This is a genomic window from Dermatophilus congolensis (assembly GCF_900187045.1).
Lineage (GTDB): Bacteria > Actinomycetota > Actinomycetes > Actinomycetales > Dermatophilaceae > Dermatophilus > Dermatophilus congolensis.
Genome location: NZ_LT906453.1, coordinates 132,018 through 156,902, shown reverse-complemented (window position 1 = coordinate 156,902; position 24,885 = coordinate 132,018). Strand labels below are relative to the sequence as shown.

Here is a 24,885-nt window from a genome sequence, read left to right as displayed (position 1 = left end):
CCACTTCACTGCGTCATACGATGCAAAAGCGCATCAAAAAACTCCTCACACGCAGCAAGCTGAGAAACCTCAATCCACTCATCAGGCGTGTGCGCCTGCGCAATATCACCTGGACCACACACAACCGCATCAGCACCCAACCCAGCAAACAATCCCGCCTCAGTGCCATACGTGACCTTAGGACCAGGAACAACACCACCACACGACCGCGCATACTCAGCAGCAACCCCACCAGGATCACTATCCAAAGCTGGCACCGTCGCAAGAACCTCCACATCCACATCCGCATCCGGATGCTCATGATTCATCCGAGCCCCGATACGCGCCGCCTCCGCCTTCACCTCACTGATCACCACTTCCGGGGAAATCTCCGGCAAACTACGAAACTCAAAAGTGATGAGGCACTCACCCGGAACAATGTTGCGCGCAGTACCACCAGCCAACATGTTCACCGACAACGTCGTGTGCGGAACCACATACGCATCATCAAACGGACCATTACGCACCCAAGCATCAGCCAAGCCCCGCAAATACAACACAAGCTCAGCAGCATGCTCGATAGCGTTCACCCCCGCAGAAGGCAACGACGAATGCGCCGGCACCCCACGAAAGCGCACCTGCACCACACTCATCGACTTATGCGCCGTCACCACCTGCATACGCGTGGGTTCACCAACAAACACCACCCTAGGCACCAACCCCGCCCCAGGAAGCTGAGCAACTAAATGCTCAGCCCCCAAACACGCCAACTCCTCGTCATAAGTCAACGCCACATGGAAAGGCTCATTCAGCGACGCCGCCGCGAACCGAGGAAGCGCCTCTAACACCACACCGATATAGCCCTTCATGTCGCACACGCCACGCCCATACAAACGCCCATCAGCCACCCGCACCGTGAACGGGTCACAACTCCACGCTTGCCCATCCACAGGAACCGTATCGGTGTGCCCAGAAACCATCACCCCACCATCGGTGCGGCCATATCGGTCTGGCACCGTCACCACCACGTTGGCTTTCTCCTGCGCAGGGGCAGGAAAAACACGCGCAGTTAGGCCTAGGCGCTCGCATTCAGTGATGACGGCGGTGATGAGTTCGAGGTTGCTGTTTCGGCTGGTGGTGTCGTAGGAGACGAGGCGGCGAATCCAGTCCAGGCAGCGCAGCTTTGGTTCGGCGAAGGGTTCGGTGAGTTGCTGATGACCCGGTTGCTCTGCGAAGGACGGTGATTCGCTCATGCACACGTGTATACCCGATGCGTGTCAGCAAGTTTGAAATGCGCGCCACACAGACATTAGTAGATGTATTTCTTTGAAGCTTAATGATTTTCGTAATTTTCCTGTCGTGAATCAGTTTTATGCATCGCGTATACCTGTTGAAAAAATCACCTGAGTTTATTCAGAGAAACAGATACACAGCTGTTGCACCGCTCCTGACCAGCAAATAAGGTGAGGCTCACTTAATGCCGGGCTGCGTGGTCCGGCCTGCGTTATGTCGGAGGAATCCCGTGTCTGCAGTTGCTGAACAGCTGTCCCGGCGTGCTTTATCTGCCCCAAAATCCGCTAAATCCGCTGACAGAGAAGAAAATTCAGCAACCACAACAGTGCAGCCGCTCCGTGCTTTGCCCCTGGGAGCCACCGCTCACATCACAGGATTCAACAACTCACTGGCACCCCAAGTAGCCCGCCGCCTTCTCGACCTCGGATTTACCCCAGGCCTAGACATCACCCCCGTTCGCCGCGCCCCCCTGCACGACCCCGTCATCTACCGAGTCGGGGGAATAGAGATAGCGCTGCGCGCTCGTGAATCAGCCGCCATCCTGATCGACACCCCTTCCAGCGCGGCGGCTCAGGCATGAACAGCCACTGCGAAAAAACCCCACACAACACACCCACCGCTGAAGCAAACGCGACCCGCATTGCCCTCATCGGCGCCCCCAACTCAGGAAAAACCACCCTCTTCAACGCGCTCACAGGACTCCACGCCAAAACGGGTAACTATCCAGGCGTCACCGTTGCTAAATACGAAGGCACCGCCCGCGGCCTTGGACACACCGTCGTTATCGAAGACCTTCCCGGCACGTACTCGCTCGATCCGATCAGCCCAGACGAACAAATCGTCTCTCAGGTTCTGGATCCAGCAGACACCGCTATTACTACCCCCGATGCACTACTAGTCATTCTGGATGCCACGGCGCTGCGCCGTTCTCTTGGACTGCTCGCCCAAGTAATGGCCACCGGTCTACCAGTCACAGCTGTGGTGACTTTTACCGACGAAGTCCAGCGCCGCAGCGGAAACCTCAACATCGACGATTTACAACGCGCCCTGGGTATTCCGGTGGTGTCTGTCGTTGCAGGCGGTAACGGTATTAAAAAGCTGCGCACGCACTTAGAAGATCCCACCGCTTGGCCTCTCCCATCCTTGCCGCCGCCGCTGGAGCCTTCCGAGGGTGCAGCCTGGGCAGAGTCAGTCCTGAATGCCAGCGGCTACCACGCCCCGGAACAAGATGTACGTACCCGCCGCATCGATGCACTGCTGCTGCACCCCATCTTGGGAACACTCGTGTTCGCCACGGTGATGTTCTCTTTCTTCCAGGTCATTTTTTCTGTGGCCACACCTTTGCAAGACATGGTTGAAGAGGCCTTCGGCGTGATGGGGCAGTGGGCTGGATCCCATATCTCATCACCATGGTTTTCCTCGTTTGTTAAAGACGCTTTGATCGGTGGGGTTGGCGGTGTGGCAGTTTTCTTGCCACAAATTGCTCTGCTCTTTCTTATGGTGTCGATCCTTGAGTCGGTTGGATACCTATCTCGGGCCGCGTTCCTCATGGACCGTCTCATGGCTCGCACTGGCCTGGAAGGGCGAGCTTTTGTAGCTCTGTTGAGTTCTTTCGCCTGCGCGATCCCCGGAATGATGGCCACCCGTACGCTGCCCAGTGCGCGAGATCGCATCGCGACCATGATGGTTGCCCCGCTTATGACGTGCTCAGCACGGCTTCCGGTTTATGTGTTGCTGATCGGAATGCTCGTTCCTGATGACAGCAGAGTCGGTCCTTTCGGCATGCAGGGCCTGGTCATGTTTGCTTTGTATGTGCTGGGTGCGGTTTCAGCGATGCTTGCCGCTTTCGTCATCCAAAAGCTCACCGGCCGTGATGAGCCTGTCTTGCCGTTCTATATGGAGATTCCGCCATATCGGGTTCCGAAGCTGAGCACAGTTGCGTTGGCGGTGTGGGAGGCATGTGCGGCATTCGTGCGGAAAGTGACCACAGTGATTTTGGCAGTCACGATCGTGCTGTGGTTGCTGCTGAATCTTCCGGTTCGTGGCTTGCTGGAGATGCAGTCCGCTGGTGTTGACATCAGCGATGAGGTCGCAGTGTCGCAGTACACGTTGGATCACTCTGCTGCGGCCACGGTTGGTAAGGCAATCGAGCCTGTTTTCGCGCCGCTGGGTTTTGACTGGCGGATCAATGTGGGTGTTGTGGCTTCTTTGGCTGCGCGGGAAGTGTTCGTAGCGACGTTGGGTCAGATCGCTGCTGCCTCAGATCCGGAAGAACCCGCGACTGCTTTGGAGCGGATGACTGTTTCGCAGGTGGATAGAGCCACGGGGAAAACGGTAGAGCGCCAGTTGTTCGATGCTCCGACTACAGCAGCTCTCCTGGTGTTTTTTGTGTACGCGTTGCAGTGCATGTCCACGGTGGTGGTGATGCGCCGTGAATCCAACACGTGGAAGTGGCCGGTGATTGCGTTTGGGTACATGTTTGTGCTCGCGTGGGTAGCGGCGTTCATCACGCGGTCTGTGGTGGGGGTGTTCGTGTGACGGGGCAGGTCAAGCCGGTTCCGATGCATCCAGAGACGACTGCGGATCCGGATGTGTTGCGCTGGATGGTCCCTGCAGGCGTGCTTCCGTTCGTGGGGTTGGTTGCTGCGGCTCCGGGGCTTTTGCAAGAGCGTTTGGCTCGCGGGCAAGTAGAGATCGAGTTGCGTCCTACTGCGATGGTGGTGCGTCTTGTGCCGCCAGCTTCCTGGCGTAGTGAGGGTGCTGCGGTGCGTTCAGAGCTTGCTGCGGCATTACATGACCCTTCTGGGTGGGTGTTGGCGCAGGGGGCAGTTGGGGTGTCGGGTAGCCCGAGTGCTGTTCTTGATGCTGAGCTTGCTCAGGCTGTGCGTGAGGCGATTGCGGGGCGGGCTGGTGAGTATGTGCGCTCTCATGGTGGTGAGGTGGAGCTCGTCGATGTTGTTGGGGGGGAGGTGTTGTTGCGGTTGAGTGGAGCGTGTGGTCAGTGTGCTGCCTCGACGTTCACTTTGCAGCGACATTTTGAGGCTGAGTTGCGGGCGATGGCGCCGGGGGTAGTGCGGGTGCGTCAGGTGGCGTGAGGAGTTTTTTGGGGGTTTTGGTTGGTGTTGCCGATGGGATGTGAAACAACGCGGCGTCGTTGTGCGTAGTTATTCCGTGCCTGTCGTGGTGATGGGTTGTTTCGGTGTGTGGCTCTGTTGTAGGTGGGGTGGCGTGCCGGGCACGTGAGTGTGGCGTGATGTGCGCAGCATTCTCGACACACTGGTCGGCTCAGGCTCTGTGTTCGTGGGTGGGGTGGGCCTACGCTTTCGAGTTGTGGGGATGAGCCCGCGCAGGCTCTAGAGGGAAAGGCGCCAGGATGGCGGATGAGACGTTGGGTCGTAAGTTACGTGCCGGTCGGGCACGCTCTGGTGCTGCGCCTGCGTGGGTGGATGCGTTGCGTGAGATTCCTCGGGAGGGGACTCATGGGGGGCCGGTGCCCAGGGGGTTGAAAATCGCTGCGGCGTGGTCGTGGCGGTTGTTGCTTATTGGTGCGTTGGTGTTTGTTGTTGTTAAGACGTTGTCGTTGGTTCCGTTGGTGACGATTCCGTTTGTGTGCGCCTTGTTGTTGGCGGCTGTGTTGACGCCGGTGCAGCGGTGGTTGCATGAGTCGTTGCGGGTGCCGCATACGTTGGCGGCTTTTTTGGCGGTGCTTATTGGGGTGACGTCGATTGGCGTGGTTTTCACGTTCGTGGTGGGGCAGATTCGTAGTAATGCGCCGGTGTTGGCGGATGGGTTTATTACGTTCGTTAATGATGCGGCGTGGTGGGCGCAGCATGGGCCGTTGAAGGTGGATAGGGCTCAGGCTGATCGGTTGTCTGCTGAGCTGGTGGCGTTGCTTTCGCGTAATCAAGAGGTGCTGTTGAGTGGGGCGTTGGCGACGTTGTCGACGGTGGGGCATTTGGTTGCTGGTGGTTTGTTGTTGCTGTTGTCGACGTTTTTTATGTTGCGTGATGGTGAGTTGTTGTGGGGGTGGGCGTTGTCGTTGTTGCCGGCGCGGGCGCGGCGTCGGGCTGATGTGGTGGGGCGTATGGGGTGGCACACGGTGGGTGGGTTTATGCGGGGGCAAACGATTATTGCGTTCCTGCACGCGAGCACGCTTTTTGTTGTGTTGATTCTGTTGGATGTGCCGATGGCGTTGGCGTTGTCGGTGTTGATTTTTTTGGGGTCGTATGTGCCGTTGGTGGGGATGACGGTGGCCGGGGTTTTGTGTGTGTTGGTGGGGTTGGTTGAGGGTGGTGTGGGGGCTGCTGTTGTTTTGGCGCTGGTCATTGTGGTGTTGGTGCAGTTGGAGGCGCATTTGTTGCAGCCGTTGATCATGGCTCATCACGTGGAGGTGCATCCGTTGGCGGTGGCGATGGCTGTGTTGGCGGGTACGAGTTTGGGTGGGATTGCTGGGGCTTTGTTTGCGGTGCCGTTGGTGGCGTTTGCGAATGTGACGATGCGGGCGTTGGCGCAGACGCGTTCGGAGGATGTTGGTTTGGTTGGGGGTGTAGCTGAACGGCCCGCTCCTGCAGGAGAGGGATCCTGAGGGCGGGCCGTTGGGGTGGGGCGTGGTTGGTTTAGGCGGTGGTGATGGAGACTTTGCGGACGCCTGCGGCGGCGCGGGCGACGGCGAGGGCTTGTTGTGCTTCTTCGGCGTTGCCGTTGCCGGTGAGGGTGACGATGCCGCGCTGGACGGTGGCGTGCCAGTCGTAGAGTCCTTCGTCGGCGAGGTCGGCGGTGAGATCGTTGAGGAGTTCTTCGTCGGGACGGAAGAGGGCTTCGATGACGTCGCTGCGGCTGACGATGCCGATGATGCGCTCGTTGCGGAGTACGGGTACGGAGCGGATGTTGCGGGTGGAGACGTGGGCGGCGATGTGGGCGACGTCTTCGTCTTCGTAGGTGGTGAGGACGTCGGTGGTCATGAGGGGGTCGATGGTTTCGGTTTGGGTGATGTCGGAGATTTCGGCGAGTTTTTCGTGGGGGTTCTCGCCCATGTCTTCGGCGTGGTTGGGCATGATTGCGCGTAGTAGGTCTAGTTCGCTGATGATGCCGCACAGTGCGCCTGTTTCGTCGATGACGGGTAGGGCGGTGACGTGGTGGGTGGCGAGTAGCTCCAGTGCGTCTTGGAGGCTGGCGCCGCGTTGCACGGTGATAGCGGGGGCGGACATGATCTCGCGAACGCGCATAGTGTCTCCTCGATGAATCGTTTTGTTGTGTCTAGTTTTTCATCATGCCGTGGTGGGATTGTGTGTGTCTGGTGGGTTGAGGGTGATTTGGCAAGGGTTGTGGTTGCTGTAGCGGTGTAGGTGTGGTTGGTGGGTGAAGCCGCTGGAGGTGAGGTATCCGGCAATGAGGCCTTGGTGGATGTTGCAGATGATCTCGGGGGCTTCTTTAGCGATGTGGATGAAGGGGCATACGCCTAGTTCGGTGGTGTTGTTGGTGTGGGTGGGGTTGAAGCCCAGGTGGGTGAGGATGTGAGTGAGCGCGTGTGTGGGGGTGGGGTGGGGGTGGGGTGCTTTTTGGGCGATTTGGGTGCCGATGGTTTTTCCTGCGGTGAGGGCGTCGTGGGTGGGGTTGGTGCTGGTGCGCAGGAGTTGGTTGACCAGGGCTGTGGTGAGGGCGTGGTAGGCGCGGGTTTCGGGGCGGGCATTTTGCAAGGGGAGTGCTTGGTAGAGGGTTGGGGGGCGTCCACGGCCGTGGGGTTTGCTGGTGGTGGTGCGGACGAGGCCGAGGTGGATGAGGGCGTTGAGGTGTTCGCGCAGGGTGTTGGGGTGGTGGCCAGTGAGGGTGGCTAGGTCGTGGATGTTGGTGGGCGTGTTGATGGAGAGGAGTTCCAGGACGCGGCGCTGGGCGGGGGATAGGTGTGCGATGGGGTCGGTGTCGAGGTGGGTTTGATCGGGGGAGAGAGGACTAGGGGCTGCGCCGGGTGCGTTCATGCGGTGCCCTCTCTGGGGTTGCTATGTGGTGTGAGTCGATGGTGGCTGGTTGGGGTGATTTTACGTTTGTTTGGGTTTTGTTCTGGAGGTTGGTTGGGATGTGGTGTTTTGGTCATTAGGTGGTTGGTGGGTGTGGTTGGGCGGTGGTGGTGAGTGATGATGGGCGCGTTAGGTTCGGGGCGAGTGCCTCGGGCGTCACGGATGGTTGTGTAGTGGTGAGGATGTGGTTGTGATGTCTTCAGAGCAGTCTGTTGGTGGGTGTGGTGGATCGTGTGCGTGTGGTTCGGGTGGGTGCGGTGAGGGCGGCCGGGTTCCGGAGTTGGATGCGCGTCCTATTGATGCGGCGATTCGGCAGGCGGCGATTTTGGGTGTGGTGATGGGGTTGGCGTTGGGGTCGAAGGTGGCGGTGGTTACTGATGAGCGTCCTGAGTTGATTCTTATGTTGATTGAGCAGCAGGTGCCGGGGCAGTACGAGATTGAGTCGGTGGACTCTGATGGGCAGTGTCGGACGGTTTTTGCGCGGATTGTGTGAGTGTGTCGGCTAGTGGCGTATGGGGGGCGTGTTCCGATGCGTGCGTCTAGTTGTGCGGCCTAGAGTGGGTTTTGTTGTCCCGTCAGGGGTATTGCCTTATTCGGTTGTGAGTGGTGGCGATCTCTGGCGGGCGTTTGCCTATGTCGGTCGATCAGCGAGGTTGTTATGCAGTTTCCCCGGATGCGACGAGTAGGAGTTGCTGGTGTAGCGGCAGCGTTGTTAGTGATAGCTGCGTGTTCTGGCGCTGGTGATGCAGCTATATCTGGTAAATCGGGTGGGAATGATGCGGCGCAGGCTGCTGATGGGGGGAAAAAGAAAGAGTTACCGATGGGTGGAACAAAGTTGTTCCCGGATTATCGGATTGTGGGTTTTGCTGGGTCGGAGGGGACTGGCCCGGTGTTGGGGAAGTTGGGTGTGGGGAATATGGATGACCGTATGAAAGAGGTCGTCGATATTACGAAGAATTACCAGAAGGACGTGAAGAAGGTTCTTCCGGTGGGTGAGTTTATTGCGACGATCGTGCACGGTAAGCCAGGGGAGGATGGCATGTACCGGGGGCGTGCGTCGGAGCAGCAGGTGCAGAAGCATTTGGATGCTGTCCGGAAAGTGAATGGCATTCTTCTGCTAGCTATTCAGCCGGGTCGTTCGGACTTTGTGACGGAAACTAAGTATTACGAAAAGTTTTTGAAAGAGCCTGATGTTGGAGTGGCTTTGGATCCGGAATGGCGGATGGGTCCTGGTGAAATCCCGATGAAAACTTTCGGGCATGTGAGTGGTCAGGAATTAGATGATACGGCTGCTTATCTTGAAAAACTAGTGAAGGATAATAACCTTCCGGAAAAGGTGATGCTGTATCACCAGTTGCGTGCGGATATTGTGCGTGAAACTGGGCCAATGAAACCCCGCGACGGTGTTGTGCAGATGGTTTCGGTTGACGGTATTGGTTCTCCGGATATGAAGATCGCGACATGGAATTCCATCATGCGTATGAAGCCCAAGCATGTGTATCCGGGATTCAAGTTGTTTTACCAAGAAGACGCTACGTTCGGGCCGATCATGAAGCCGGAGGCGGTTTTGGGACTGACCCCCTCACCGTTCTACGTCCTGTACGAATGATGTCGTACAGAGTTTGACGTTCTAAAGAGTGAGGTTGGCTGTGACGGTCTCGAAAGATGCTGTTTCGGCGGCGGTGGCGCTGGGCCAGTTCGTGGATGGGGCTCCGACGCCCTACCACGCTGTGGATTCGGCCATGGAAATGCTGCGTGATGCAGGGTTCGTTGAGGTCTTTGAGGGGCAGCGCTGGCCTTCGACTCCAGGCCGGTATGTGACGACGCGTGGTGGGTCACTGGTGGCTTGGTCAACCGAGCGCCTGTCAGATAGCGGCGTAGTGCAGCAGTGGCCTGCGCAAGCATCGTTTTCGGTAGTGGGTGCGCACACGGATTCACCGAACCTGCGGCTAAAACCGAAGGCTGATTACCGTTCAGCGGGGTGGGACATGCTGGGGGTGGAGGTGTATGGCGGGCCGTTGCTGACCACGTGGCTTGATCGAGACCTGGGCTTGGCTGGCCGGGTGGCGGTACGTGATGCGTCGGCATCGGGTGGCTATGCGATGCGTTTGTTCCGCTGTGATGAGCCATTGCTGCGGGTGGCTAATTTGGCGATCCACCTTGACCGTTCCTCTGGGGCTGGTGGTGTGGAGATGAATCGTCAGAGCCATCTGGCTCCGTTGTGGGGTTTTTCAGGGGGAATGTCGTTTCCGCGATGGGTGTCCGAGCAGGTGGATTGCGCCCCTGATGACGTGTTGTCGTTTGAGGCGATGGCTTATGACCTGCTCCCGGCCTCGCTGTTGGGGCATTCGCGTGAGCTGTTGGCTTCACCGCGTTTGGATAACTTGTGCACGACATTCGCCGCAACGGAAGCGATGAAGCAGGCAGTGCTGACCCCTAGTGAGGAAGGACCTGCGCGGGTGGCTGGGGCAGGGAAGGGGCCTCGAGTGCCGGTGTTGGTGCTGTTCGACCACGAGGAGATTGGCTCCGAGACCTCATCGGGTGCGCGCTCGCAGTTGTTGGCCAGTGTGCTGGAACGGATTGTTTTGTCTTGTGGTGGTGATCGGGCTGATGTGCTGGCTGCGCTTTCTAGTGGTTTGCATGTTTCGGGAGATATGGCGCATGCGATCCACCCGAATTACGCAGATCGTTCTGAGCCACACAACTACCCGGTGATTGGTGGTGGTCCGGTCCTGAAGGTGAACGCGCAGGGGCGGTACGCCACCGATACGGGGGGCGCGGCTGCGTTCGGTGTGGCGTGTGAGCGCGGCGGGATCACGCCGCAGGTGTATGTGCACCGCACGGACTTGCCGTGCGGGTCAACGGTGGGTCCGGCCAGTGCAGCGAATCTGGGGATGACCACTGTTGATGTAGGTGCGGCGATGCTGTCGATGCATTCGGTGCGTGAGGTGATGGCTGCGCGTGATGTGGAGCCATACACACGTGCGTTGGCGGCGGTTTTAGGGGCTGAGGTGAGCGCCCCGGGTCTGGTGGCCTGAGGGATTTTCGATCTGTTTGTGGGTCGCAATGACCACAGATGTGTTCGTTCTGTGGTCATTGTGATTCTTATCTGGTTTTGAGAAATCAATGCTGTGGGACCGTTCGGCCTGCAAACATACGTGACACGTCCTCGGAACGAGTCTTTTCGCAAAATTTGTGACAAGTTGTGCGCAAGAGATGCGATGGCCCCACGCCTCGCCGGGGGCGAGGTTGTGTACCGCTACGACGAAGTTCCGGGAGACGATTTTCATGCCGAAGTACGTGTACGCCTTGTCCGAAGGGAACAAGGACGCCAAGGACCTCCTTGGTGGCAAGGGAGCCAACCTTGCCGAGATGTACAACATGGGTCTGCCTGTCCCGCCGAGCTTCACCATCACCACCGAGGCGTGCAAGGCATACCTGGCTCATGGTTCCGAGCCAGTGGAGTTGTCCGAGCAGATCGACGAGCATCTTTGCGCCATCGAGTCCGAGATGGGTAAGAAGCTCGGCGACCCTGAGGACCCCTTGCTGGTGTCTGTGCGATCCGGTGCGAAGTTCTCGATGCCGGGAATGATGGAGACCGTTCTCAACGTGGGGTTGAACGACTCCTCGGTGTTGGGATTGGCGAAGGTCTCCGGCAACGAACGATTCGCCTGGGACTCCTACCGGCGTCTGCTGCAGATGTTCGGTAAGACTGTTCTTGACCTCGATGGTGAGCTATTCGAAGACGTCCTCGATCGAGAAAAAGACGCCAAGGGCACCAAGAACGACCTCGACCTCGATGCGCAAGATTTCAAACGCATTGTCGAGGAGTTTAAAAAGATCATCGCGGATCAGACAGGTTCGCCGTTCCCGCAGGAACCAAAAGAACAGCTGCTTGAAGCGATGCGGGCTGTGTTCCGTTCTTGGAACTCCCCACGCGCTGTGTTGTACCGCCGTCGTGAGCGCATCCCCGGTGACCTGGGCACCGCAGTAAACGTGTGCTCCATGGTGTTCGGAAACATGGGGGAGACCTCTGGTACCGGTGTGGCATTCACCCGCGACCCAGCCTCGGGACACCAAGGTGTTTACGGCGACTACCTCGTCAATGCTCAGGGTGAGGATGTCGTAGCCGGTATCCGCAACACCATGTGCCTGGCTGACATGGAAAAGGTGGACAAAAAGTCCTACGACGAGCTGATGGACATCATGGCCAAGCTCGAAAACCACTACAAAGACTTGTGTGACATCGAGTTCACGGTCGAGAAGGGCAAGCTGTGGATGCTGCAGACCCGAGTGGGTAAGCGCACCGCGGCAGCAGCGTTCAAAGTTGCAGTCCAGCTAGTCGATGAGGGTCTCATCGAGCGCGGTGATGCGCTGCAGCGCGTCACCGGTGAACAACTGGTGCAGCTGATGTTCCCCCGATTCGATGAAGACGCACCCCGCACCAAAGTCGGCAAAGGCATGGCCGCCTCGCCGGGCGCAGCAGTCGGTGGGTTGGTGTTCTCTTCCGAGCGCGCAGCTGAGCTTGCTGACGCAGGCCAGAACGTGATCTTGGCTCGCCGGGAAACCAACCCCGACGACCTGGTCGGCATGATCGCTGCCCGGGGCATTTTGACCAGCCGTGGCGGAAAAACCTCGCACGCGGCTGTCGTGGCGCGCGGTATGGGCAAGACCTGCGTTTGTGGCGCCGAAGAGCTGAAGATTGATGTCAACGCGGGCACGCTGACCCTGCCAGATGGCACCATCCTTCGTGAAGGTGATGTGGTCTCGATCGATGGCACCACCGGTGACGTTTTCGTCGGTGAAGTCCCAGTCGTAGACCCGCCAGTGGTGAAGTACTTCGAAGGCCAGCTCTCCGAGGAAGAAATCGCCTCGGACGAGCTCGTACACGCCGTGGACTACATCATGGGCATCGCTGACGCTCGGCGCCGGATGAAGGTACGCGCCAACGCTGACACCGGCGAAGACGCTGCCCGTGCCCGCCGTTTCGGTGCACAAGGTATCGGTCTGTGCCGCACCGAGCACATGTTCCTTGGTGACCGCCGCCCGCTAGTAGAGAAACTCATCGTCGCCGAAACAGACGACGAGCGAGAAAGCGCCCTGGCTGCCCTGGCACCGCTGCAAAAGGGTGACTTCTTGGAAATCCTCGAAGCGATGGACGGCTACGAAGTCACGATCCGCTTGCTTGACCCGCCGCTGCACGAGTTCCTCCCCGCCCAGGCAGAACTCATCGCCCAGCGCGCTATCGCCAAGGTCAAGGGATATGACCTTGAAGAAGACCAGAAAAAGATCATGGCTGCCGTGGAGCGGATGCACGAGCAGAACCCAATGCTTGGTCTGCGTGGTGTCCGGTTGGGGATTGTCATCCCAGGCTTGTTTGAGATGCAGGCCCGTGCGATCCTCGAAGCCACAGCTGAGCTGCGTAAAGCGGGTAAAGATCCCCGCCCAGAGATCATGATTCCGCTGGTCTCGGCGGTGCAAGAGCTCGAAATCATGAAGGAAGCGATCCAGCAGGTCGCCGCAGATGTCAGCGAAGAGACCGGGGTTGACCTAACCAAGACCCCGATCGGCACGATGATCGAGTTGCCACGTGCAGCAATGACTGCTGGAGAAATTGGTCAATGCGCCGAATTCTTCTCCTTCGGAACGAACGACCTCACACAGACCACGTGGGGATTCTCCCGAGATGACGTCGAAGGCACCTTCTTCAAGAACTACCTGGAGCGCGGCATCTTCGGTGTCTCCCCATTCGAAACCCTGGATCAGCAAGGCGTCGGCGCATTGGTGAAGCTCGCAGCTGACACTGGCCGCGCTGCGAACCCAGACTTGCACCTAGGCGTCTGTGGTGAGCACGGTGGCGATCCGGAGTCGGTGCACTTCTTCCACAAGATCGGTTTGGACTACGTCTCTTGTTCCCCATTCCGGGTACCGGTTTCTCGACTTGAAGCTGGCCGGGCAGCATGGCGCGGTTGGTGATCACTAAGCCAGACCAGCCGTAACACCGGCTAAGAACCCAGTAGGCAGTGGTTGGACACGGCAGATCGCCGCGTCCAACCACTGCCTACTGGGCGTCGATAACCATGGCTACCAGCCTTATGCGAACAAACAGACACAATCTCGGCATGAGGTAGCTATCCGTTAGCCCCTTCCCTAACGTGGGCCCAGTGAGTACCAACCCTCAACAAGACACTGCACACAGCAGACATAGCCCCCACCCCACCGCCACGTCCACACCAACCCCGGTCGTCACCACCACGGGCATCACGATGGACTTCGGCAGGGTGATCGCCCTGGACCACGTAGATCTTGCCATTCCCGCTGGCGTCACCGGTCTGGTCGGAGCCAACGGCGCCGGAAAATCCACCCTCATCAAAATCTTGCTCGGACTGCTGCGCCCCACCAGCGGAACTGCCGCTGTTCTTGGCCTGGATACCGCCACCGACAGCGCCCAGATCCGCCGCACAGTCGGGTACATGCCTGAACACGACTGTCTACCACCTGACGTCAGCGCTAGCTCCTTCGTCGTCCACATGGGCATCATGTCAGGCCTACCCAAAGCCACAGCACGTGAACGCGCCGCCGACATCTTGCGCCACGTCGGTCTTGCTGAAGAGCGATACCGCCCCATGGGTAACTACTCCACCGGCATGAAACAACGCGTCAAACTCGCTCAAGCCATCGTCCATGACCCGAAGCTGGTGTTCCTCGACGAACCTACCAACGGCCTTGATCCCGCTGGCCGCACCGACATGCTCCGCCTCATCCGCCGCATCGGTACCGAATTCGGCATCTCCGTCATCGTCACCAGCCACCTTCTAGGCGAACTCGAACGCGTCAGCGACCATGCAGTCATCCTCGACGGCGGCACCTTGCTGAAGGCATCATCCACCGCCGACTTCACCCAAGCTACCGGAGCCCTACTGATCGAGGTGCTCGGCGGAATCACTGAACGCGACCACATGGGCGAAGCCCTGGCCGCAGCTGGCCTCACCGCCTATCCCGAAGGCCGATGCGTGCGCATCGACGACGCCGCCACCGACTTCAGCACCCATGATCTCGTTCGCGACACTGCAGACCAGCTCGGTCTGGGCCTGGTGCGCATCGACAACGACCAACGCCACCTACAGGACATATTCGAGGAGAAACCCGCATGAGCAACACCTCACCTTCGGCGGGAGTGATCCACGATCTCGGCTACCGCCACTACGACGGACCCCGCCACACCGACGCGGCTATCGCTCGTGCTCTTTTCTTCAACGGGCTCGGTGGCGCCTACGGAATCGGCCGCGCTGGCCGCGCAAAATGGATCCCTTTCGTCTTGCTCATCATGTACATCCTCCCGGCGTTCATCACGGTTGGTGTCCTCAGCTTCGGGTTGCTCAACGAACTACCCACCAAGCTCTACAACTACCCATCTAGTAGCGCCATCCTGCCCAGCATCTTTGTCGCAACCCAGGCACCCGCCATTTTTGGACGCGACCTGCGGCACCGCTCCATCGTCTTGTACATGGCCAGGCCTTTGTCGGCACGTATCTACGCCCTTACACGCTGGGCATCCATGACTGTGGCTGTTTTCTTGTTCCTGCTGGCACCCCTTGTTCTGTTGTTCCTCGGGGGCTTGCTAGCTAATCTCAACGCCGCTGAATTGACCCGACAGGTAGCCCCTGCACTAGGTGTGTGTTTCCTCATCTCCCTGGGCACCAGCAGCATCGCAGGGATTATCAGTAGTTGGACCCTGCGTCCTGGCCTAGCCATCGTCTTTTCTCTTGCCGTGTTCATGCTAGGTAACGGAATCGTCGCCATGCTTCAAGCGATTCTTCAGGTCACAGGCAAAGCAAGCACGGCCGCTGAGATGCTCGGCATTTTTTCTCCGTACGCAGCCGCTAACGGCGCCATCCACGCATTCGAACCCACCACCTCCATGATCCTTGCCCCCAGTAGCGCCGCTGTACACGCCCTCTACTGGGTCGTGTGCATCATCGGACCTGCTCTGGGCGTCTGGCTCATCGGAAACCGCATCACCCGAGGAGGAAACCGATGAGCACCATCGAGTTACGAGACGTATCCCGTTGGTATGGCCATGTCGTGGCAGTCAACGACGTCACCCTCACTTTCGCCCCCGGTGTCACCGGGCTTCTAGGCCCCAACGGTGCCGGAAAAACCACACTCATCGGCATGATCAGTGGGTTCCTTCAACCCTCATCCGGAACGGTCACTGTCGCTGGTAAGCCTGCCTGGAGGAACACCGACCTTTACCGCCACATCGGCTTGGTGCCTGAACGCGAATTGTCCTTTGGATACCTCACCGGCAGAGCTTTCGTTCGCGCTTCTGCGGACCTGCACGGCCTAACTGATCCCGGCGCAGCAACCGAACGCGTTCTGGCTACAGTGGATCTCACTGATGCAGCCGACCGTAAAATCGGCACCTATTCCAAAGGGATGCGTCAACGCATCAAACTTGCTGCCGGACTCGTCCACGATCCGGAAATCATTCTGCTTGATGAGCCTTTTAACGGCGTTGACCCCCGCCAGCGCGCACAACTTATGCGTCTTTTACGCGAGCGGGGAGCAGAAGGCCGCACTGTTGTGTTCAGCTCGCACATCCTCGAAGAAGTAGAGGCATTGGCCCGCCATATCGAAGTCATGGTTGCGGGGCGCCACGCCGCTTCTGGAGATTTCGGAGCGATTCGGCGTCTGATGACTGACCGGCCCGTTCACTACTACATCACCAGCAGTGATGATCGAGCATTGGCGTCGGCGCTCATTGGCCGTCCCAGTGTTGTCGGTGTTGCGATTGCCCCCGAGGGTGGTCTGGACGTACGTGTCTGTGATCTGGGTGCTTTTGCTGCAGGTTTGCCGGGCTGGGCGCGTGAACTAGGTATTACTTTGCGTCAACTCACGCCCACTGATGAGTCTCTTGAATCCGTCTTCTCCTACTTGGTGGCCTCATGAATCGCACAATTATTCGGCTTGCGGCTGCGTCCATCGTCGGTCAGAAACGTATCTGGGCTTTGGTGGCTTTTCCGCTGGTGTTGTTCGCTATTGCTGGGATTATTCGCCTTGTGGGCAGCGGCGACACGAGCCTTTCCTTGCTGTCGAATATCGCGTATCCGTTGATGTTGCCTTTGGTTGCGTTGCTTGCCGCGAACTCCACGATTGGTCCGGAGGTGGAAGACTGCTCGGTTGTCTACTTGTTGTCTAAGCCGGTGAACCGGTATGTCGTGGTGGTGAGCAAGTTTTTTGTCGCGTGGATAGTCACGATGATTGTTGGTGTGCTGCCGCTGCCATTGGCGGCCATCACGCTCAGTCTGGACTTTAAAGACATTGCGGTGGGTTGGGCCGTTGCAGGTGTGCTGGCGGGCACCGCTTACACCACACTGTTCGTTGCTGCATCTGCGTATACACGGCATGCGGTAAGTGCAGGTGTGCTCTACGTACTGATGTGGGAAGGCACTCTTGGTGGTTTCTTGCAGGGGGTCAGCTGGGTATCTATTCGTAAGTGGGGTGAGCGGGTCGGGTCGCATTTTGATGGTGCTATTACCGAGCCGAACATTTCCATGGCCTATGCGATCGGTGCTGCGATTGTCGTGGTCGTAGTGGGATTGTGGTTCGCCGGTGACCGGTTGCGCTCACTCACCTTGAAAGGTGAGTGAGCCTGACTGCGCTCATGTGCTGATACCTATGTAGTGGTGCCCTCTCCCGATCGGGAGAGGGCACCACTACATAGGCGGGGGAGTGGGGGTTTATCTGCTGCACTTCACCGAGGGGCTGGCGAGCTGGAAACCATCTGCTTTGAAGTCCGTCACCATGGAGGGGGTCACCTCTACACCGTGCAGGTCTACGACTACGTAGACGCGCGGATCGTCTTCTCGCATGTCTGTGATCCGGTGTTCAAGGGCGACGACGGGAACCGCGCGAGGAAAATATTTCGCTACGTGTTCGCCGAATGCGCGACATTCAAGAAACTCACCGATACGAGGTACCACAACCGAGAAAAGCCCTGACCGCATAAACACGGCATCGACGGTTTCCACCGGTTCTTTTTCTGTTTTTGAACCGCTGTCACGGGGTAAGACCCGCACCACCAAGCGGATCCGGTCCATCACTGCACCTCCAATACGACCTTGCCGATGTGACTGGACTCTTCGAGAACTCGGTGTGCAGCGGGTGCCTGAGCTAGCGGGAAAGTCGCGTGTAGGACAGGTTTTAAGTGTCCGGTTTCCACCAACGGGACCACGTTCTCTCGCACCTGGCGCACGATGTCAGATTTGCCTTCTACAGATCGTGATCGCAGTGAGGTGGCCGCTAGGGTGCCCCGCTTATTCAATAGTTTCCCCAGGTCGAGTTCGCCTTTGCGTCCGCCGAGCAGACCAATCGTGACGATGCGCCCATCTGGGGCTAGTACATCTATGTTGCGTTTGAGATATTTCGCTCCGATGACATCGAGGATTACGTCAGCGCCACGGGAGTTGGTCGCTTTCTTTACTTCTTCTACGAAGTCTTGCTCGCGATAGTTGATGAGGATGTCTGCGCCCAGCTGTGCACAGGCCTCAAGCTTGGCTTGAGATCCTGCTGTTACTGCCACCTTTGCACCTTTGGCTTTAGCGATCTGGATTCCTGTGGTGCCGATACCGCTGGAACCGCCGTGTAAGAGAACTGTTTCGCCTTTGGCCAGATGGGCGGTCATGAACAGGTTTGACCATACTGTTGCCGCGGTTTCGATGAAGCCGGCAGCTTCGGTAAGCGATAGGTTGCTCGGTCGAGGCATGAGTTGCCCGATGGGTACTGCCACTTGCTCTGCGTACCCACCGCCGGAGAGCAGCGCTACCACCTCCTCACCGATGTGGTAGCCGCTGGAATCTGGGGCGACCCCTTCACCAAAAGCCGCTATGCGACCGGCGACCTCTAGTCCGGGAATGTCGGTGATGCCCGGTGGGGGCGGGTAGTACCCCAGGCGTTGCATGACGTCGGCACGGTTCACGCCTGCGGCTACGACGTCGATGAGTACTTCTCCAGGGCCAGCGGTGGGGGGTTCTACATCGTTGAGGACGAGAGCGTCCGCGTCGCCGAATTCGGGAATCGTGACGGCCTTCATGGAATCACCCTAGCGATGAGGCCACTGCTGGCACAGGGCGGGGCGAAGGTTAATTGGTGCGTGTCCGGTTGATGTGCTGTTGTGCCAGGTCAAGGTCTTCTGGAGTGTCGACATCCAATGCCGCTGAGATGTGTTCAAGGGGTAGTGGCACGGTCTTGACGTGTAGATCTTTCAAGGCGCGGTAGACGCCTTGGTTGCGGGTATCACCGCGAACAGCATGGGCGAGGGCATGTACGCGGTAGGCAGCTAAAAGGAGTGCAGGTCGTGCAGAGAGATCGTTGCTGTCAGTGCTGGCAGCAACGGCGTGTGTGGTTGCTGCTGCGGCTTCGAGTGCTTTGAGCAGGTGGGGGACTGCGCGCCCAGCGAAAGGCTGGTCACCGGCAATGACAGCGAGTATGCCTGCGTCGTACTCAGGGGGGGCTGCCATATTCGTGAGCTGGTTAAGTCCAGCGCGGATACCGTCTAGCGGGCCACCTCCGGGTGGGGTTTCTCGTGTCCAGGTCACGCCATCACGCAGGAGCGGGCGTGGGGGGCCTACACACACCACGGGACCTGATGGGAGCCCAAGGAGCGCGGAGTCCAGGAGCGTTGCTGTCCCAAAAGGCAGTGCTGTTTTGTCGGGAACGCACATGCGGGCAGATGTGCCACCGCACAGCACGATTGTGCCGAGGTAGGTGCTCACGGGTTTTTCTGGATGGTCAGGTCGGAGTTGTCAATTTCGTTGACCAGGGCGACGATGCGCTTCCAGTTGGTGCGCATTGCTGAGCCGAATCCGATGAGGGCGCAGAGGATGAAGATCGGGGGCACAAAGATCCACAAGATGACGTGCGCTTTGAGGAGGGCGGCGACAAGTATGCCCAGGAAAATGGCCCAGAGCAGGTTTGAGTAAATCAGACCAATGGGGCCGAAGAAGAGTCCCAGTGCTGCGGCGATAACGGGGTTTTTCATTTTGAGCTTGGAGGTGTCCACGCCCAGTTCTGCGCTGGCGGCTTGGTAGGCGCTGGAGGCTCCTGGTGGGTTGAAGAAGCTACGCGAGAAGGGGTTGTTGCTCAGTGGTTCGGACTTGATGTAGCGGGGGCCTTCGCTGGAGGTCGGGCCTGCTGATGGGGGCTGGTTGGTGGTGCTGCTCTCTGAGATGACTTCGCCGCATAGCACTTCTTCTGATGCAGCTGAGCGTGGGTTGTTTGGGTTGCTGAATGGGCTGTTGGGGGTGGACATCGGGTCCTTTCGGTACATCACGGGCATGTGAGAGAGGGGGCGTGCGTGTAGGGGCGGTTGTGGTGCCTTGATACCGATGCCCCATTCATTATGGACAGCATCAGGGGTCTGTGTTGTTCCGGTTGTGTTGCTGGGAATCATCTGTGAATGGTTTTTTGTCAGTGACGGGGATGCTGAGGTGGTCGAAAGGCCCTGTGAGCAGTGGTGATGTTGTGTATCTCATATGTGTGACCGGCAGCGCGGGAGTGGGGGTGGTTTTAGCGTGGTGGCATGGCTGATGCATCTGCAGGTGTTTACTCGTCGGGCTGTTCTCGGCACAAGGGTGGGCATGGTCATGGTGCTGCCGGTGGGGCAGGGGCCGGGCATCGGCGGATGCGTGGGGGGCATGCGCCGATGGACTTCGATAAGGCTCCTTTTGTGGTGATTTGGGAGACAACACAATCGTGTGATCTTGCGTGTAAGCACTGCCGTGCTCAAGCGCAGCCGTTACGTCATCCGGATGAGCTCACCACGGATGAGGCTAAGGCGATGATGAAACGGCTTCGTGAGTTTGGGCCGGTGGTGTTTGTGTTTTCTGGTGGGGACTGTATGAAGCGCCCGGACATTGTGGAGTTGGTGAAGTACGGCGCAGATCTGGGGATGAGGATGGCGGCCACTCCGGCAACGACTCCGTTGACGTCCAAGGAGAAGCTGCGTGAGTTGAAGGAAGCGGGCTTGGTTCGTCTGGCGGTGAGTTTGGATGGGTCGAATGCCGGGATTCATGACACATTCCGCCGGGTTGAGGGATCTTTTGATCACGGGTTGCGTATTTTGCGGCAGGCCCGTGAGGTGGGGATGTCGACGCAGGTGAATACGGTTGTGCGGCGCGACAACATTAATGACATGCGGGCGATGGCGGAGTTGAACGCTCAGCTGGGAATCGTGTTTTGGGAAGTGTTTTTTCTGGTGCCGATGGGTAGGGCCAGGCCCGAGGATGTAGCAAGCGCAGCCGAGTTCGAGCGTGTTTTTGACCTTATGTACGAGATGAGTAAGGAGGTGCCGTATGACATCAAAGCGACAGCGGCTCCTCAGTACAGCCGGGTAGTGGTTCAACATAAGCGTGCTGAGAATGCGGCAGTCCCGCGGGTGGCGAATGCGGGACCTATCCAGATTGATGTGTTGACTTCAGGGAAGCATCATTCGGATTCGGATGGTATCGGCCGAGCGCGTAACGTGAATGATGGAGATGGGTTTTTATTTATCAGTCACACGGGAGATGTGTTTCCTAGTGGTTTTCTCCCGGTGAAGGCTGGGAATGTTCGTGACGCGGATGTCATTGATATTTATCAGCGTTCTGAACTGTTTCGGGGGCTGCGTGATCGGAGTAAGCTCAAGGGCAAGTGTGGAGTGTGCAATTACAAAGGAATGTGTGGTGGTTCTCGGGCTCGCGCGTTCGCGGTGACGGGTGACCCATTTGAGTCTGAGCCGTTTTGTGCCTATGTTCCCCCGCGGTGGGAGAAGATGGTTGGGGATGGATAAGTCGCCCATCCCCAGTCGTCTGGCATATTTTATAAATGTTGCTGGCTAGTTTTATTCCTGTGTAGCTTGTAGGTCAAGAATGCGCCTGCTGTGAAAGAAGAAGCACCAAGGATGACGGCGGCGTATCCGATGAGTTGAATGATTCCGCCTTCTTGCGCCTGGATCATGTATCTGCTTGAAAGCAGAATGCACAGTCCAGAAAGAATGTACGAAAGATATTCGTATTTCTTTTTATGGTCTTTCGGTGTCATTTTCTTATCTTTCCCTGTGGTGGCGTGTTGGTTATTTTTTAGCAGAGTCTAAGAGGGGTACAGGTAGAAAAATTCAGATGCGTAGCAAGTTTGACGGCTCTGTCTATGTAGTCGTTCTTGTGGCGACATGGATCGGTAGCTAAAGCCGGGTCCTCGGTTGAGAGGGGTCTGTGTGTCACGATTTGATCGTGAAAACTGCCGTTCTCGGAGGGAAAGGGCTGTTTGGCCACCGGCTGTGCGAATCTTTGGTCGCCGCCGGGCATGAGGTTGTCTCGGTGCGTCCTCGCAGGCAGGGCAGTGTGGCTTCACCGTATCGGGGAGTGACATATTCGGCAGTCGATGTCACCGATGACGAGGCTGTGATCACGCAGGTTTTGCGCGGCGTGGATGCACTTGTCTACGGCGTCGGGGTTTCCGGCGTGGGGCCGGTTGAAGGTGGGGATGCCGTCGAATGGGTGCGTGATGTGGTCGGGCGCACGTTTCGAGCGGCTGCCGCAGCTGGGGTGGAGCAGGTGGTGGTAATCGGGTCGTACTTGGCTGCATGGGAGCGAGCGAACCCCGGTCTGGGGATAGCGGATCGTCACCCGTATGTGCGGGCTCGGGTCGCTGAGGCAGATTTCGCTATCGAGGTAGGTACTGAGCTAGGCATGCGGGTGTGTGTGCTGGAGATTCCGTATGTGTTTGGTGCTGGGTCGGGGGAGAGGCATCACTGGCGGGAGATTTTGTTAGATCGGCTGCGGGGGCCAGTGGTGTTGTTTCCTACTGGCGGCACCTCGGTGATCACAACGCAGCAGTTGGTTGATGCTGTGATGAGTGCGCTTCAGCGGGGGGAGCATGCGGCGCGCTATCCGCTCACTGATATGGATTTAACCTGGCGGGAAATGATTTCTGTAGTGATGGATGCGCTGGGTCAGCGCAGCCCCATTATGGGAGTGCCGCGGTGGGTTGCACAGCCAATCTGTGTGCGAGTGATCCGTCGATTGCAGCGGCATGGCCAGTTGCGGGGGCTGAGTGCTGAGCATGTACTCGACGATTTTCTGTGCAGCCATATTTATGTTGACGCGACGTGGAGTCGAGAGCTGTTGCGTTACCGCCCTGGAGGGGTACCCCAAGCAATTCGGGATGAGTCGTTGGATGCCTATGGGTTGCCGATTGAGTCGCCGCGTCCGGTGCCCCAGTTCGCGGGGCGCCGGCATTAGCGAGATCTGCAAGGGGCGATTGGGTTAGGCCTGTGATGGGCCATCTGGGGTGTCAGGGTGGTGTGTAGAGCGCTGGGTTTTCTCGGCTTCTTCATCTCCGCTGGCTGCCGCGCGGGCCATACGGTCGCCGGTGAAAGTACCGCCGGGGACGCTTTGTACTCCGAGTTCGGGGAATTTGTCGTAACCCTTGAGGTACAGCACAACCACGTTTGTGAAAGCCATGGCAGGCACGGCGAATACGGCACCAACAATGCCGAAAAGGAATGAGCCGACTGCAACGCCGAGCAAGGTAGCCAGAGGGTGGATCGACACGGATCGGCTCATGAGTACGGGTTGGAGCACATTTCCTTCGAGCTGCTGCACCGCCAAAACGACCAGCATCATGATGAGCGCCGGTACCGGCCCCTGAGTGACCAGGGCCAGGAGTACGGCAAGGGCTCCGGATGCGAAAGCTCCAACCATGGGGATGAAGGAGGAGAGGAAGACAATGAGTCCTAGGGGGACAACCAGTGACAGCTTGAGGAAGAACGCTCCGACGCAGATACCGACGGCATCGATAGCTGCGACGAGGATTTGGGTGCGTACATAGGCTCCGACGGTGGTCCAGCCTCGGCGGGCAGCGTTGTGGACGTCGGTGCGTACGCCGCGAGGCATGAGGCGCACCAGCCATCCCCAAATGTTGGGGCCATCGCCAAGGAAGAAGAAAGTGACGATGAGGGCGATGACTAGTCCGGCTACCAGGCTGGTGGCTTGGCTGCCCACGGTTACTGCGCCGCTGGTGAGGGTGCTGGCGTTGGCGGAGAGCCATTCGCGGGAGTGGGTGATGGCTTCGTTGATTTGGTCGCCACCGATTTGTAGGGGTCCGGTGGCTAGCCAGGTTTGGATTTGAGTCATGGCACCGGAGACGCGATCGATAAGTTGGGCGACGCCGGTGATGAGTTGGCCGCCTGCGATGGCCAGTGTGCCGGTGATAAGGATGATGCCAAGGATGATGGCGATGGCTGCCCCGCCGTAGGTGGGGATGTGGGCGTGGCGGTGTAGGCGGTTGACCAGGGGCTGGCCCAGGGCGGTGAACAGTAGTGCCACGGCTACCGGGAGGGTAACGGAGGAGGTGATCTGGATTCCGCGACCGACGAGGTAGAGCGCAGCGATAATGGCGATGAATCGCCACGCAATTTCTCCGGCGATGCGTAGTTCTTGGGAAATGTTTTTGTCGGCGTTGACCACGTGTACTACGGGTGGTTCTTCCGGAGGGTTTTCGGTGGGAGAGGGGCGGAAGAAAGGCATCAGAAGACCTCGCAGGGTACGCGTTGGTGTGTGAGTTGTGATGTGTTGAATGGGCCCTCGGTCAAGGGTGTGGGAGGGCAGCGCATTAGCTTTGAGTGTGGCATAGAGGATGGTCGAATTCGGGTCTGCTCAGTGACGGGGCGTTTCGGTTTAATTTCCGCCCTATCTGAGTGAATAAAATTGTGTGGGTTCAGCGGCACTGCGGGAGAGTGGCGAAAGTGTATCCGCGGCTCTTGAGAGTGCTGATGATTCCATCAAGTGCTCCGATGGATTGGGTGCGGTTTCCGCCGCCGTCATGCATGAGGATGATTGATCCTGGGGTAGTGAGTCGCAGTGCAGTAGAGCGGATATTCACTGTTCCGGGGCGCTGCCAGTCGCGAGTATCAACATCCCAGTTGATGACACTTTTATCTAGCTTGTTTGCTTGCGCGATGACGGTTTTGTTTATGAGGCCGCCTGGAGGGCGCATGCATGTAGTTTCTCCAAGAATGTCATCGGTTTTCTGTAGCTGTTTACGTATTTCGGGTGTGCTGAGATGTGTGAGCCATGGGTGGGTGTAGGTGTGATTTCCGATGGCATGTCCAGCTGCGCGAACTTTAGCCACAGTCTCTGGGTAATGTGCGGCTTCTTCACCGATCATGAAAAAGGTGGCAGGCACATTGTGGCGAGAGAGAATTTCCAGTGCTTTCGTGGTGTAGGGGCTGGGGCCGTCATCGAGGGTGAGATAAACGATTTTGCGTTTTCCCTCGGGTGATTTTGTGACGGGGGTGCGTGCTGGAGTTGGGTGGGGCCGACTTGGCGTGGGTGTTGAAGTAGGTGGCACTGTCACAGTGACGGTGGGGGAGGGGGTGGCCGTGGGATGGCCGAAGAGTGTGCTGTTGCCTTCGGAAAACGCCCGATCCAGCGCAGGGATCGTCAATAAAGCCACCGCTGCCGATGACATAACCAGCAGGGAAAGCCGTGAATGTGACATGTGGCCACCTCCTCGATGCGCTCATCGGCACATCGTAGGAGCCACTTAAGGAGATTCT

24 protein-coding genes are annotated in these 24,885 nt (G+C 58.2%); 14 read left to right on the top strand and 10 right to left on the bottom strand.

Annotation, left to right across the window (positions count from 1 at the left end; genetic code table 11):
• Window positions 1–5 precede the first annotated feature (5 nt).
• Window positions 6–1,232, bottom strand: coding sequence for an acetylornithine deacetylase (gene argE / locus CKV89_RS00625; RefSeq protein WP_084440911.1), 1,227 nt, complete (start codon window positions 1,230–1,232; stop codon window positions 6–8).
• Between the two features lie 269 nt (window positions 1,233–1,501).
• On the opposite strand from argE, the gene CKV89_RS00620 reads away from it, so the two are divergent.
• The 4 genes from CKV89_RS00620 (at window position 1,502) to CKV89_RS00600 (ending at window position 5,857) form a co-directional block, all read left to right on the top strand.
• Entirely contained in the window at window positions 1,502–1,852 is a 351-nt protein-coding gene (locus CKV89_RS00620) for a FeoA family protein (RefSeq protein ID WP_051277310.1), read from the top strand.
• Window positions 1,849–3,810: a ferrous iron transporter B gene (gene feoB / locus CKV89_RS00615; RefSeq protein WP_028326884.1), complete on the top strand. Its 1,962-nt coding sequence runs from the start codon at window positions 1,849–1,851 to the stop codon at window positions 3,808–3,810. Before CKV89_RS00620 ends, feoB begins: the two co-directional genes overlap by 4 nt.
• Window positions 3,807–4,367, top strand: a complete 561-nt coding sequence (locus CKV89_RS12635) for a NifU family protein (RefSeq protein WP_051277308.1) — start codon at window positions 3,807–3,809, stop codon at window positions 4,365–4,367. Before feoB ends, CKV89_RS12635 begins: the two co-directional genes overlap by 4 nt.
• A 278-nt stretch (window positions 4,368–4,645) precedes the next feature.
• The gene (locus CKV89_RS00600; protein WP_084440909.1) at window positions 4,646–5,857 is read left to right on the top strand and encodes an AI-2E family transporter; all 1,212 of its coding nucleotides are present in this window, start codon (window positions 4,646–4,648) and stop codon (window positions 5,855–5,857) included.
• 31 nt (window positions 5,858–5,888) lie between these two features.
• Here CKV89_RS00600 and CKV89_RS00595 read toward each other — a convergent pair whose 3' ends face one another.
• Complete coding sequence (locus tag CKV89_RS00595) at window positions 5,889–6,497, bottom strand: CBS domain-containing protein (RefSeq protein WP_028326878.1); 609 nt, start codon at window positions 6,495–6,497, stop codon at window positions 5,889–5,891.
• Window positions 6,498–6,539: 42 nt separating this feature from the next.
• Window positions 6,540–7,247 carry a helix-turn-helix transcriptional regulator gene (locus CKV89_RS00590; protein ID WP_028326877.1) on the bottom strand — a complete coding sequence of 236 codons (708 nt, stop codon included), beginning with the start codon at window positions 7,245–7,247 and terminating at the stop codon, window positions 6,540–6,542.
• A gap of 232 nt (window positions 7,248–7,479) precedes the next feature.
• Here CKV89_RS00590 and CKV89_RS00585 point away from each other — a divergent pair, with 232 nt between their 5' ends.
• The 8 genes from CKV89_RS00585 to CKV89_RS00550 all read left to right on the top strand — a co-directional run bounded on the left by CKV89_RS00585 (window position 7,480) and on the right by CKV89_RS00550 (window position 16,939).
• The gene (locus CKV89_RS00585; RefSeq protein ID WP_095068402.1) at window positions 7,480–7,779 is read left to right on the top strand and encodes a DUF2249 domain-containing protein; all 300 of its coding nucleotides are present in this window, start codon (window positions 7,480–7,482) and stop codon (window positions 7,777–7,779) included.
• Between the two features lie 165 nt (window positions 7,780–7,944).
• Window positions 7,945–8,895 (top strand): hypothetical protein, encoded by a 951-nt coding sequence (locus CKV89_RS00580; protein WP_028326876.1) that lies wholly within the window; start codon window positions 7,945–7,947, stop codon window positions 8,893–8,895.
• Between the two features lie 40 nt (window positions 8,896–8,935).
• Entirely contained in the window at window positions 8,936–10,324 is a 1,389-nt protein-coding gene (locus tag CKV89_RS00575; RefSeq protein WP_051277304.1) for a M18 family aminopeptidase, read from the top strand.
• A gap of 250 nt (window positions 10,325–10,574) precedes the next feature.
• Entirely contained in the window at window positions 10,575–13,262 is a 2,688-nt protein-coding gene (gene ppdK, locus CKV89_RS00570; protein WP_028326875.1) for a pyruvate, phosphate dikinase, read from the top strand.
• Between the two features lie 188 nt (window positions 13,263–13,450).
• Window positions 13,451–14,440: an ABC transporter ATP-binding protein gene (locus CKV89_RS00565; protein ID WP_231935404.1), complete on the top strand. Its 990-nt coding sequence runs from the start codon at window positions 13,451–13,453 to the stop codon at window positions 14,438–14,440.
• Entirely contained in the window at window positions 14,437–15,327 is an 891-nt protein-coding gene (locus CKV89_RS00560) for a hypothetical protein (protein WP_051277302.1), read from the top strand. The genes CKV89_RS00565 and CKV89_RS00560 overlap by 4 nt, the downstream gene beginning before the upstream one ends.
• Complete coding sequence (locus CKV89_RS00555) at window positions 15,324–16,238, top strand: ABC transporter ATP-binding protein (protein ID WP_028326873.1); 915 nt, start codon at window positions 15,324–15,326, stop codon at window positions 16,236–16,238. The genes CKV89_RS00560 and CKV89_RS00555 overlap by 4 nt, the downstream gene beginning before the upstream one ends.
• Window positions 16,235–16,939, top strand: coding sequence for an ABC transporter permease (locus tag CKV89_RS00550; RefSeq protein ID WP_028326872.1), 705 nt, complete (start codon window positions 16,235–16,237; stop codon window positions 16,937–16,939). The genes CKV89_RS00555 and CKV89_RS00550 overlap by 4 nt, the downstream gene beginning before the upstream one ends.
• Window positions 16,940–17,029: 90 nt before the next feature.
• Here CKV89_RS00550 and CKV89_RS00545 read toward each other — a convergent pair whose 3' ends face one another.
• Genes CKV89_RS00545 through CKV89_RS00530 form a run of 4 tightly spaced genes read right to left on the bottom strand, consistent with a single transcriptional unit; the run spans window position 17,030 to window position 19,599 of the window.
• Window positions 17,030–17,389 (bottom strand): hypothetical protein, encoded by a 360-nt coding sequence (locus tag CKV89_RS00545; protein ID WP_028326871.1) that lies wholly within the window; start codon window positions 17,387–17,389, stop codon window positions 17,030–17,032.
• The gene (locus CKV89_RS00540) at window positions 17,389–18,381 is read right to left on the bottom strand and encodes an NAD(P)H-quinone oxidoreductase (RefSeq protein WP_028326870.1); all 993 of its coding nucleotides are present in this window, start codon (window positions 18,379–18,381) and stop codon (window positions 17,389–17,391) included. The genes CKV89_RS00545 and CKV89_RS00540 overlap by 1 nt, the downstream gene beginning before the upstream one ends.
• Before the next feature lie 49 nt (window positions 18,382–18,430).
• Window positions 18,431–19,063, bottom strand: coding sequence for a molybdenum cofactor guanylyltransferase (mobA, locus tag CKV89_RS00535; RefSeq protein ID WP_051277300.1), 633 nt, complete (start codon window positions 19,061–19,063; stop codon window positions 18,431–18,433).
• Complete coding sequence (locus tag CKV89_RS00530) at window positions 19,060–19,599, bottom strand: hypothetical protein (RefSeq protein ID WP_028326869.1); 540 nt, start codon at window positions 19,597–19,599, stop codon at window positions 19,060–19,062. Before CKV89_RS00530 ends, mobA begins: the two co-directional genes overlap by 4 nt.
• 270 nt (window positions 19,600–19,869) lie before the next feature.
• Between CKV89_RS00530 and CKV89_RS00525 the strand changes: the two genes are divergently transcribed.
• A complete protein-coding gene (locus CKV89_RS00525; RefSeq protein ID WP_197697057.1) occupies window positions 19,870–21,117 on the top strand; it encodes a TIGR04053 family radical SAM/SPASM domain-containing protein in 1,248 nt (415 codons plus the stop codon).
• A 29-nt stretch (window positions 21,118–21,146) separates the two neighbouring features.
• On the opposite strand, the gene CKV89_RS11555 is transcribed toward CKV89_RS00525, so the two are convergent.
• A complete protein-coding gene (locus CKV89_RS11555; RefSeq protein ID WP_034400484.1) occupies window positions 21,147–21,368 on the bottom strand; it encodes a hypothetical protein in 222 nt (73 codons plus the stop codon).
• Between the two features lie 188 nt (window positions 21,369–21,556).
• On the opposite strand from CKV89_RS11555, the gene CKV89_RS00520 reads away from it, so the two are divergent.
• Complete coding sequence (locus CKV89_RS00520; RefSeq protein WP_034400483.1) at window positions 21,557–22,567, top strand: NAD-dependent epimerase/dehydratase family protein; 1,011 nt, start codon at window positions 21,557–21,559, stop codon at window positions 22,565–22,567.
• Between the two features lie 24 nt (window positions 22,568–22,591).
• Here the strand turns inward: CKV89_RS00520 and CKV89_RS00515 are convergent, their stop codons facing one another.
• Together CKV89_RS00515 and CKV89_RS00510 are read right to left on the bottom strand one after the other, a co-directional pair.
• Window positions 22,592–23,854, bottom strand: a complete 1,263-nt coding sequence (locus CKV89_RS00515) for an AI-2E family transporter (RefSeq protein ID WP_051277298.1) — start codon at window positions 23,852–23,854, stop codon at window positions 22,592–22,594.
• A 190-nt stretch (window positions 23,855–24,044) separates the two neighbouring features.
• Entirely contained in the window at window positions 24,045–24,827 is a 783-nt protein-coding gene (locus CKV89_RS00510; RefSeq protein WP_084440907.1) for a polysaccharide deacetylase family protein, read from the bottom strand.
• Window positions 24,828–24,885 lie beyond the last annotated feature (58 nt).

Coding starts and splice junctions, on each gene's coding strand:
- CKV89_RS00550 (WP_028326872.1), top strand. CDS start 16,235: ATGAATCGCACAATTATTCGGCTTGCGGCTGCGTCCATCGTCGGTCAG.
- CKV89_RS00580 (WP_028326876.1), top strand. CDS start 7,945: ATGCAGTTTCCCCGGATGCGACGAGTAGGAGTTGCTGGTGTAGCGGCA.
- CKV89_RS00540 (WP_028326870.1), bottom strand. CDS start 18,381: ATGAAGGCCGTCACGATTCCCGAATTCGGCGACGCGGACGCTCTCGTC.
- CKV89_RS00595 (WP_028326878.1), bottom strand. CDS start 6,497: ATGCGCGTTCGCGAGATCATGTCCGCCCCCGCTATCACCGTGCAACGC.
- CKV89_RS00560 (WP_051277302.1), top strand. CDS start 14,437: ATGAGCAACACCTCACCTTCGGCGGGAGTGATCCACGATCTCGGCTAC.
- CKV89_RS00515 (WP_051277298.1), bottom strand. CDS start 23,854: ATGCCTTTCTTCCGCCCCTCTCCCACCGAAAACCCTCCGGAAGAACCA.
- CKV89_RS00530 (WP_028326869.1), bottom strand. CDS start 19,599: ATGTCCACCCCCAACAGCCCATTCAGCAACCCAAACAACCCACGCTCA.
- feoB (WP_028326884.1), top strand. CDS start 1,849: ATGAACAGCCACTGCGAAAAAACCCCACACAACACACCCACCGCTGAA.
- CKV89_RS11555 (WP_034400484.1), bottom strand. CDS start 21,368: ATGACACCGAAAGACCATAAAAAGAAATACGAATATCTTTCGTACATT.
- CKV89_RS00585 (WP_095068402.1), top strand. CDS start 7,480: ATGTCTTCAGAGCAGTCTGTTGGTGGGTGTGGTGGATCGTGTGCGTGT.
- CKV89_RS00600 (WP_084440909.1), top strand. CDS start 4,646: ATGGCGGATGAGACGTTGGGTCGTAAGTTACGTGCCGGTCGGGCACGC.
- ppdK (WP_028326875.1), top strand. CDS start 10,575: ATGCCGAAGTACGTGTACGCCTTGTCCGAAGGGAACAAGGACGCCAAG.
- CKV89_RS00590 (WP_028326877.1), bottom strand. CDS start 7,247: ATGAACGCACCCGGCGCAGCCCCTAGTCCTCTCTCCCCCGATCAAACC.
- CKV89_RS00525 (WP_197697057.1), top strand. CDS start 19,870: ATGGCTGATGCATCTGCAGGTGTTTACTCGTCGGGCTGTTCTCGGCAC.
- CKV89_RS00510 (WP_084440907.1), bottom strand. CDS start 24,827: ATGTCACATTCACGGCTTTCCCTGCTGGTTATGTCATCGGCAGCGGTG.
- CKV89_RS00545 (WP_028326871.1), bottom strand. CDS start 17,389: ATGGACCGGATCCGCTTGGTGGTGCGGGTCTTACCCCGTGACAGCGGT.
- CKV89_RS00555 (WP_028326873.1), top strand. CDS start 15,324: ATGAGCACCATCGAGTTACGAGACGTATCCCGTTGGTATGGCCATGTC.
- argE (WP_084440911.1), bottom strand. CDS start 1,232: ATGAGCGAATCACCGTCCTTCGCAGAGCAACCGGGTCATCAGCAACTC.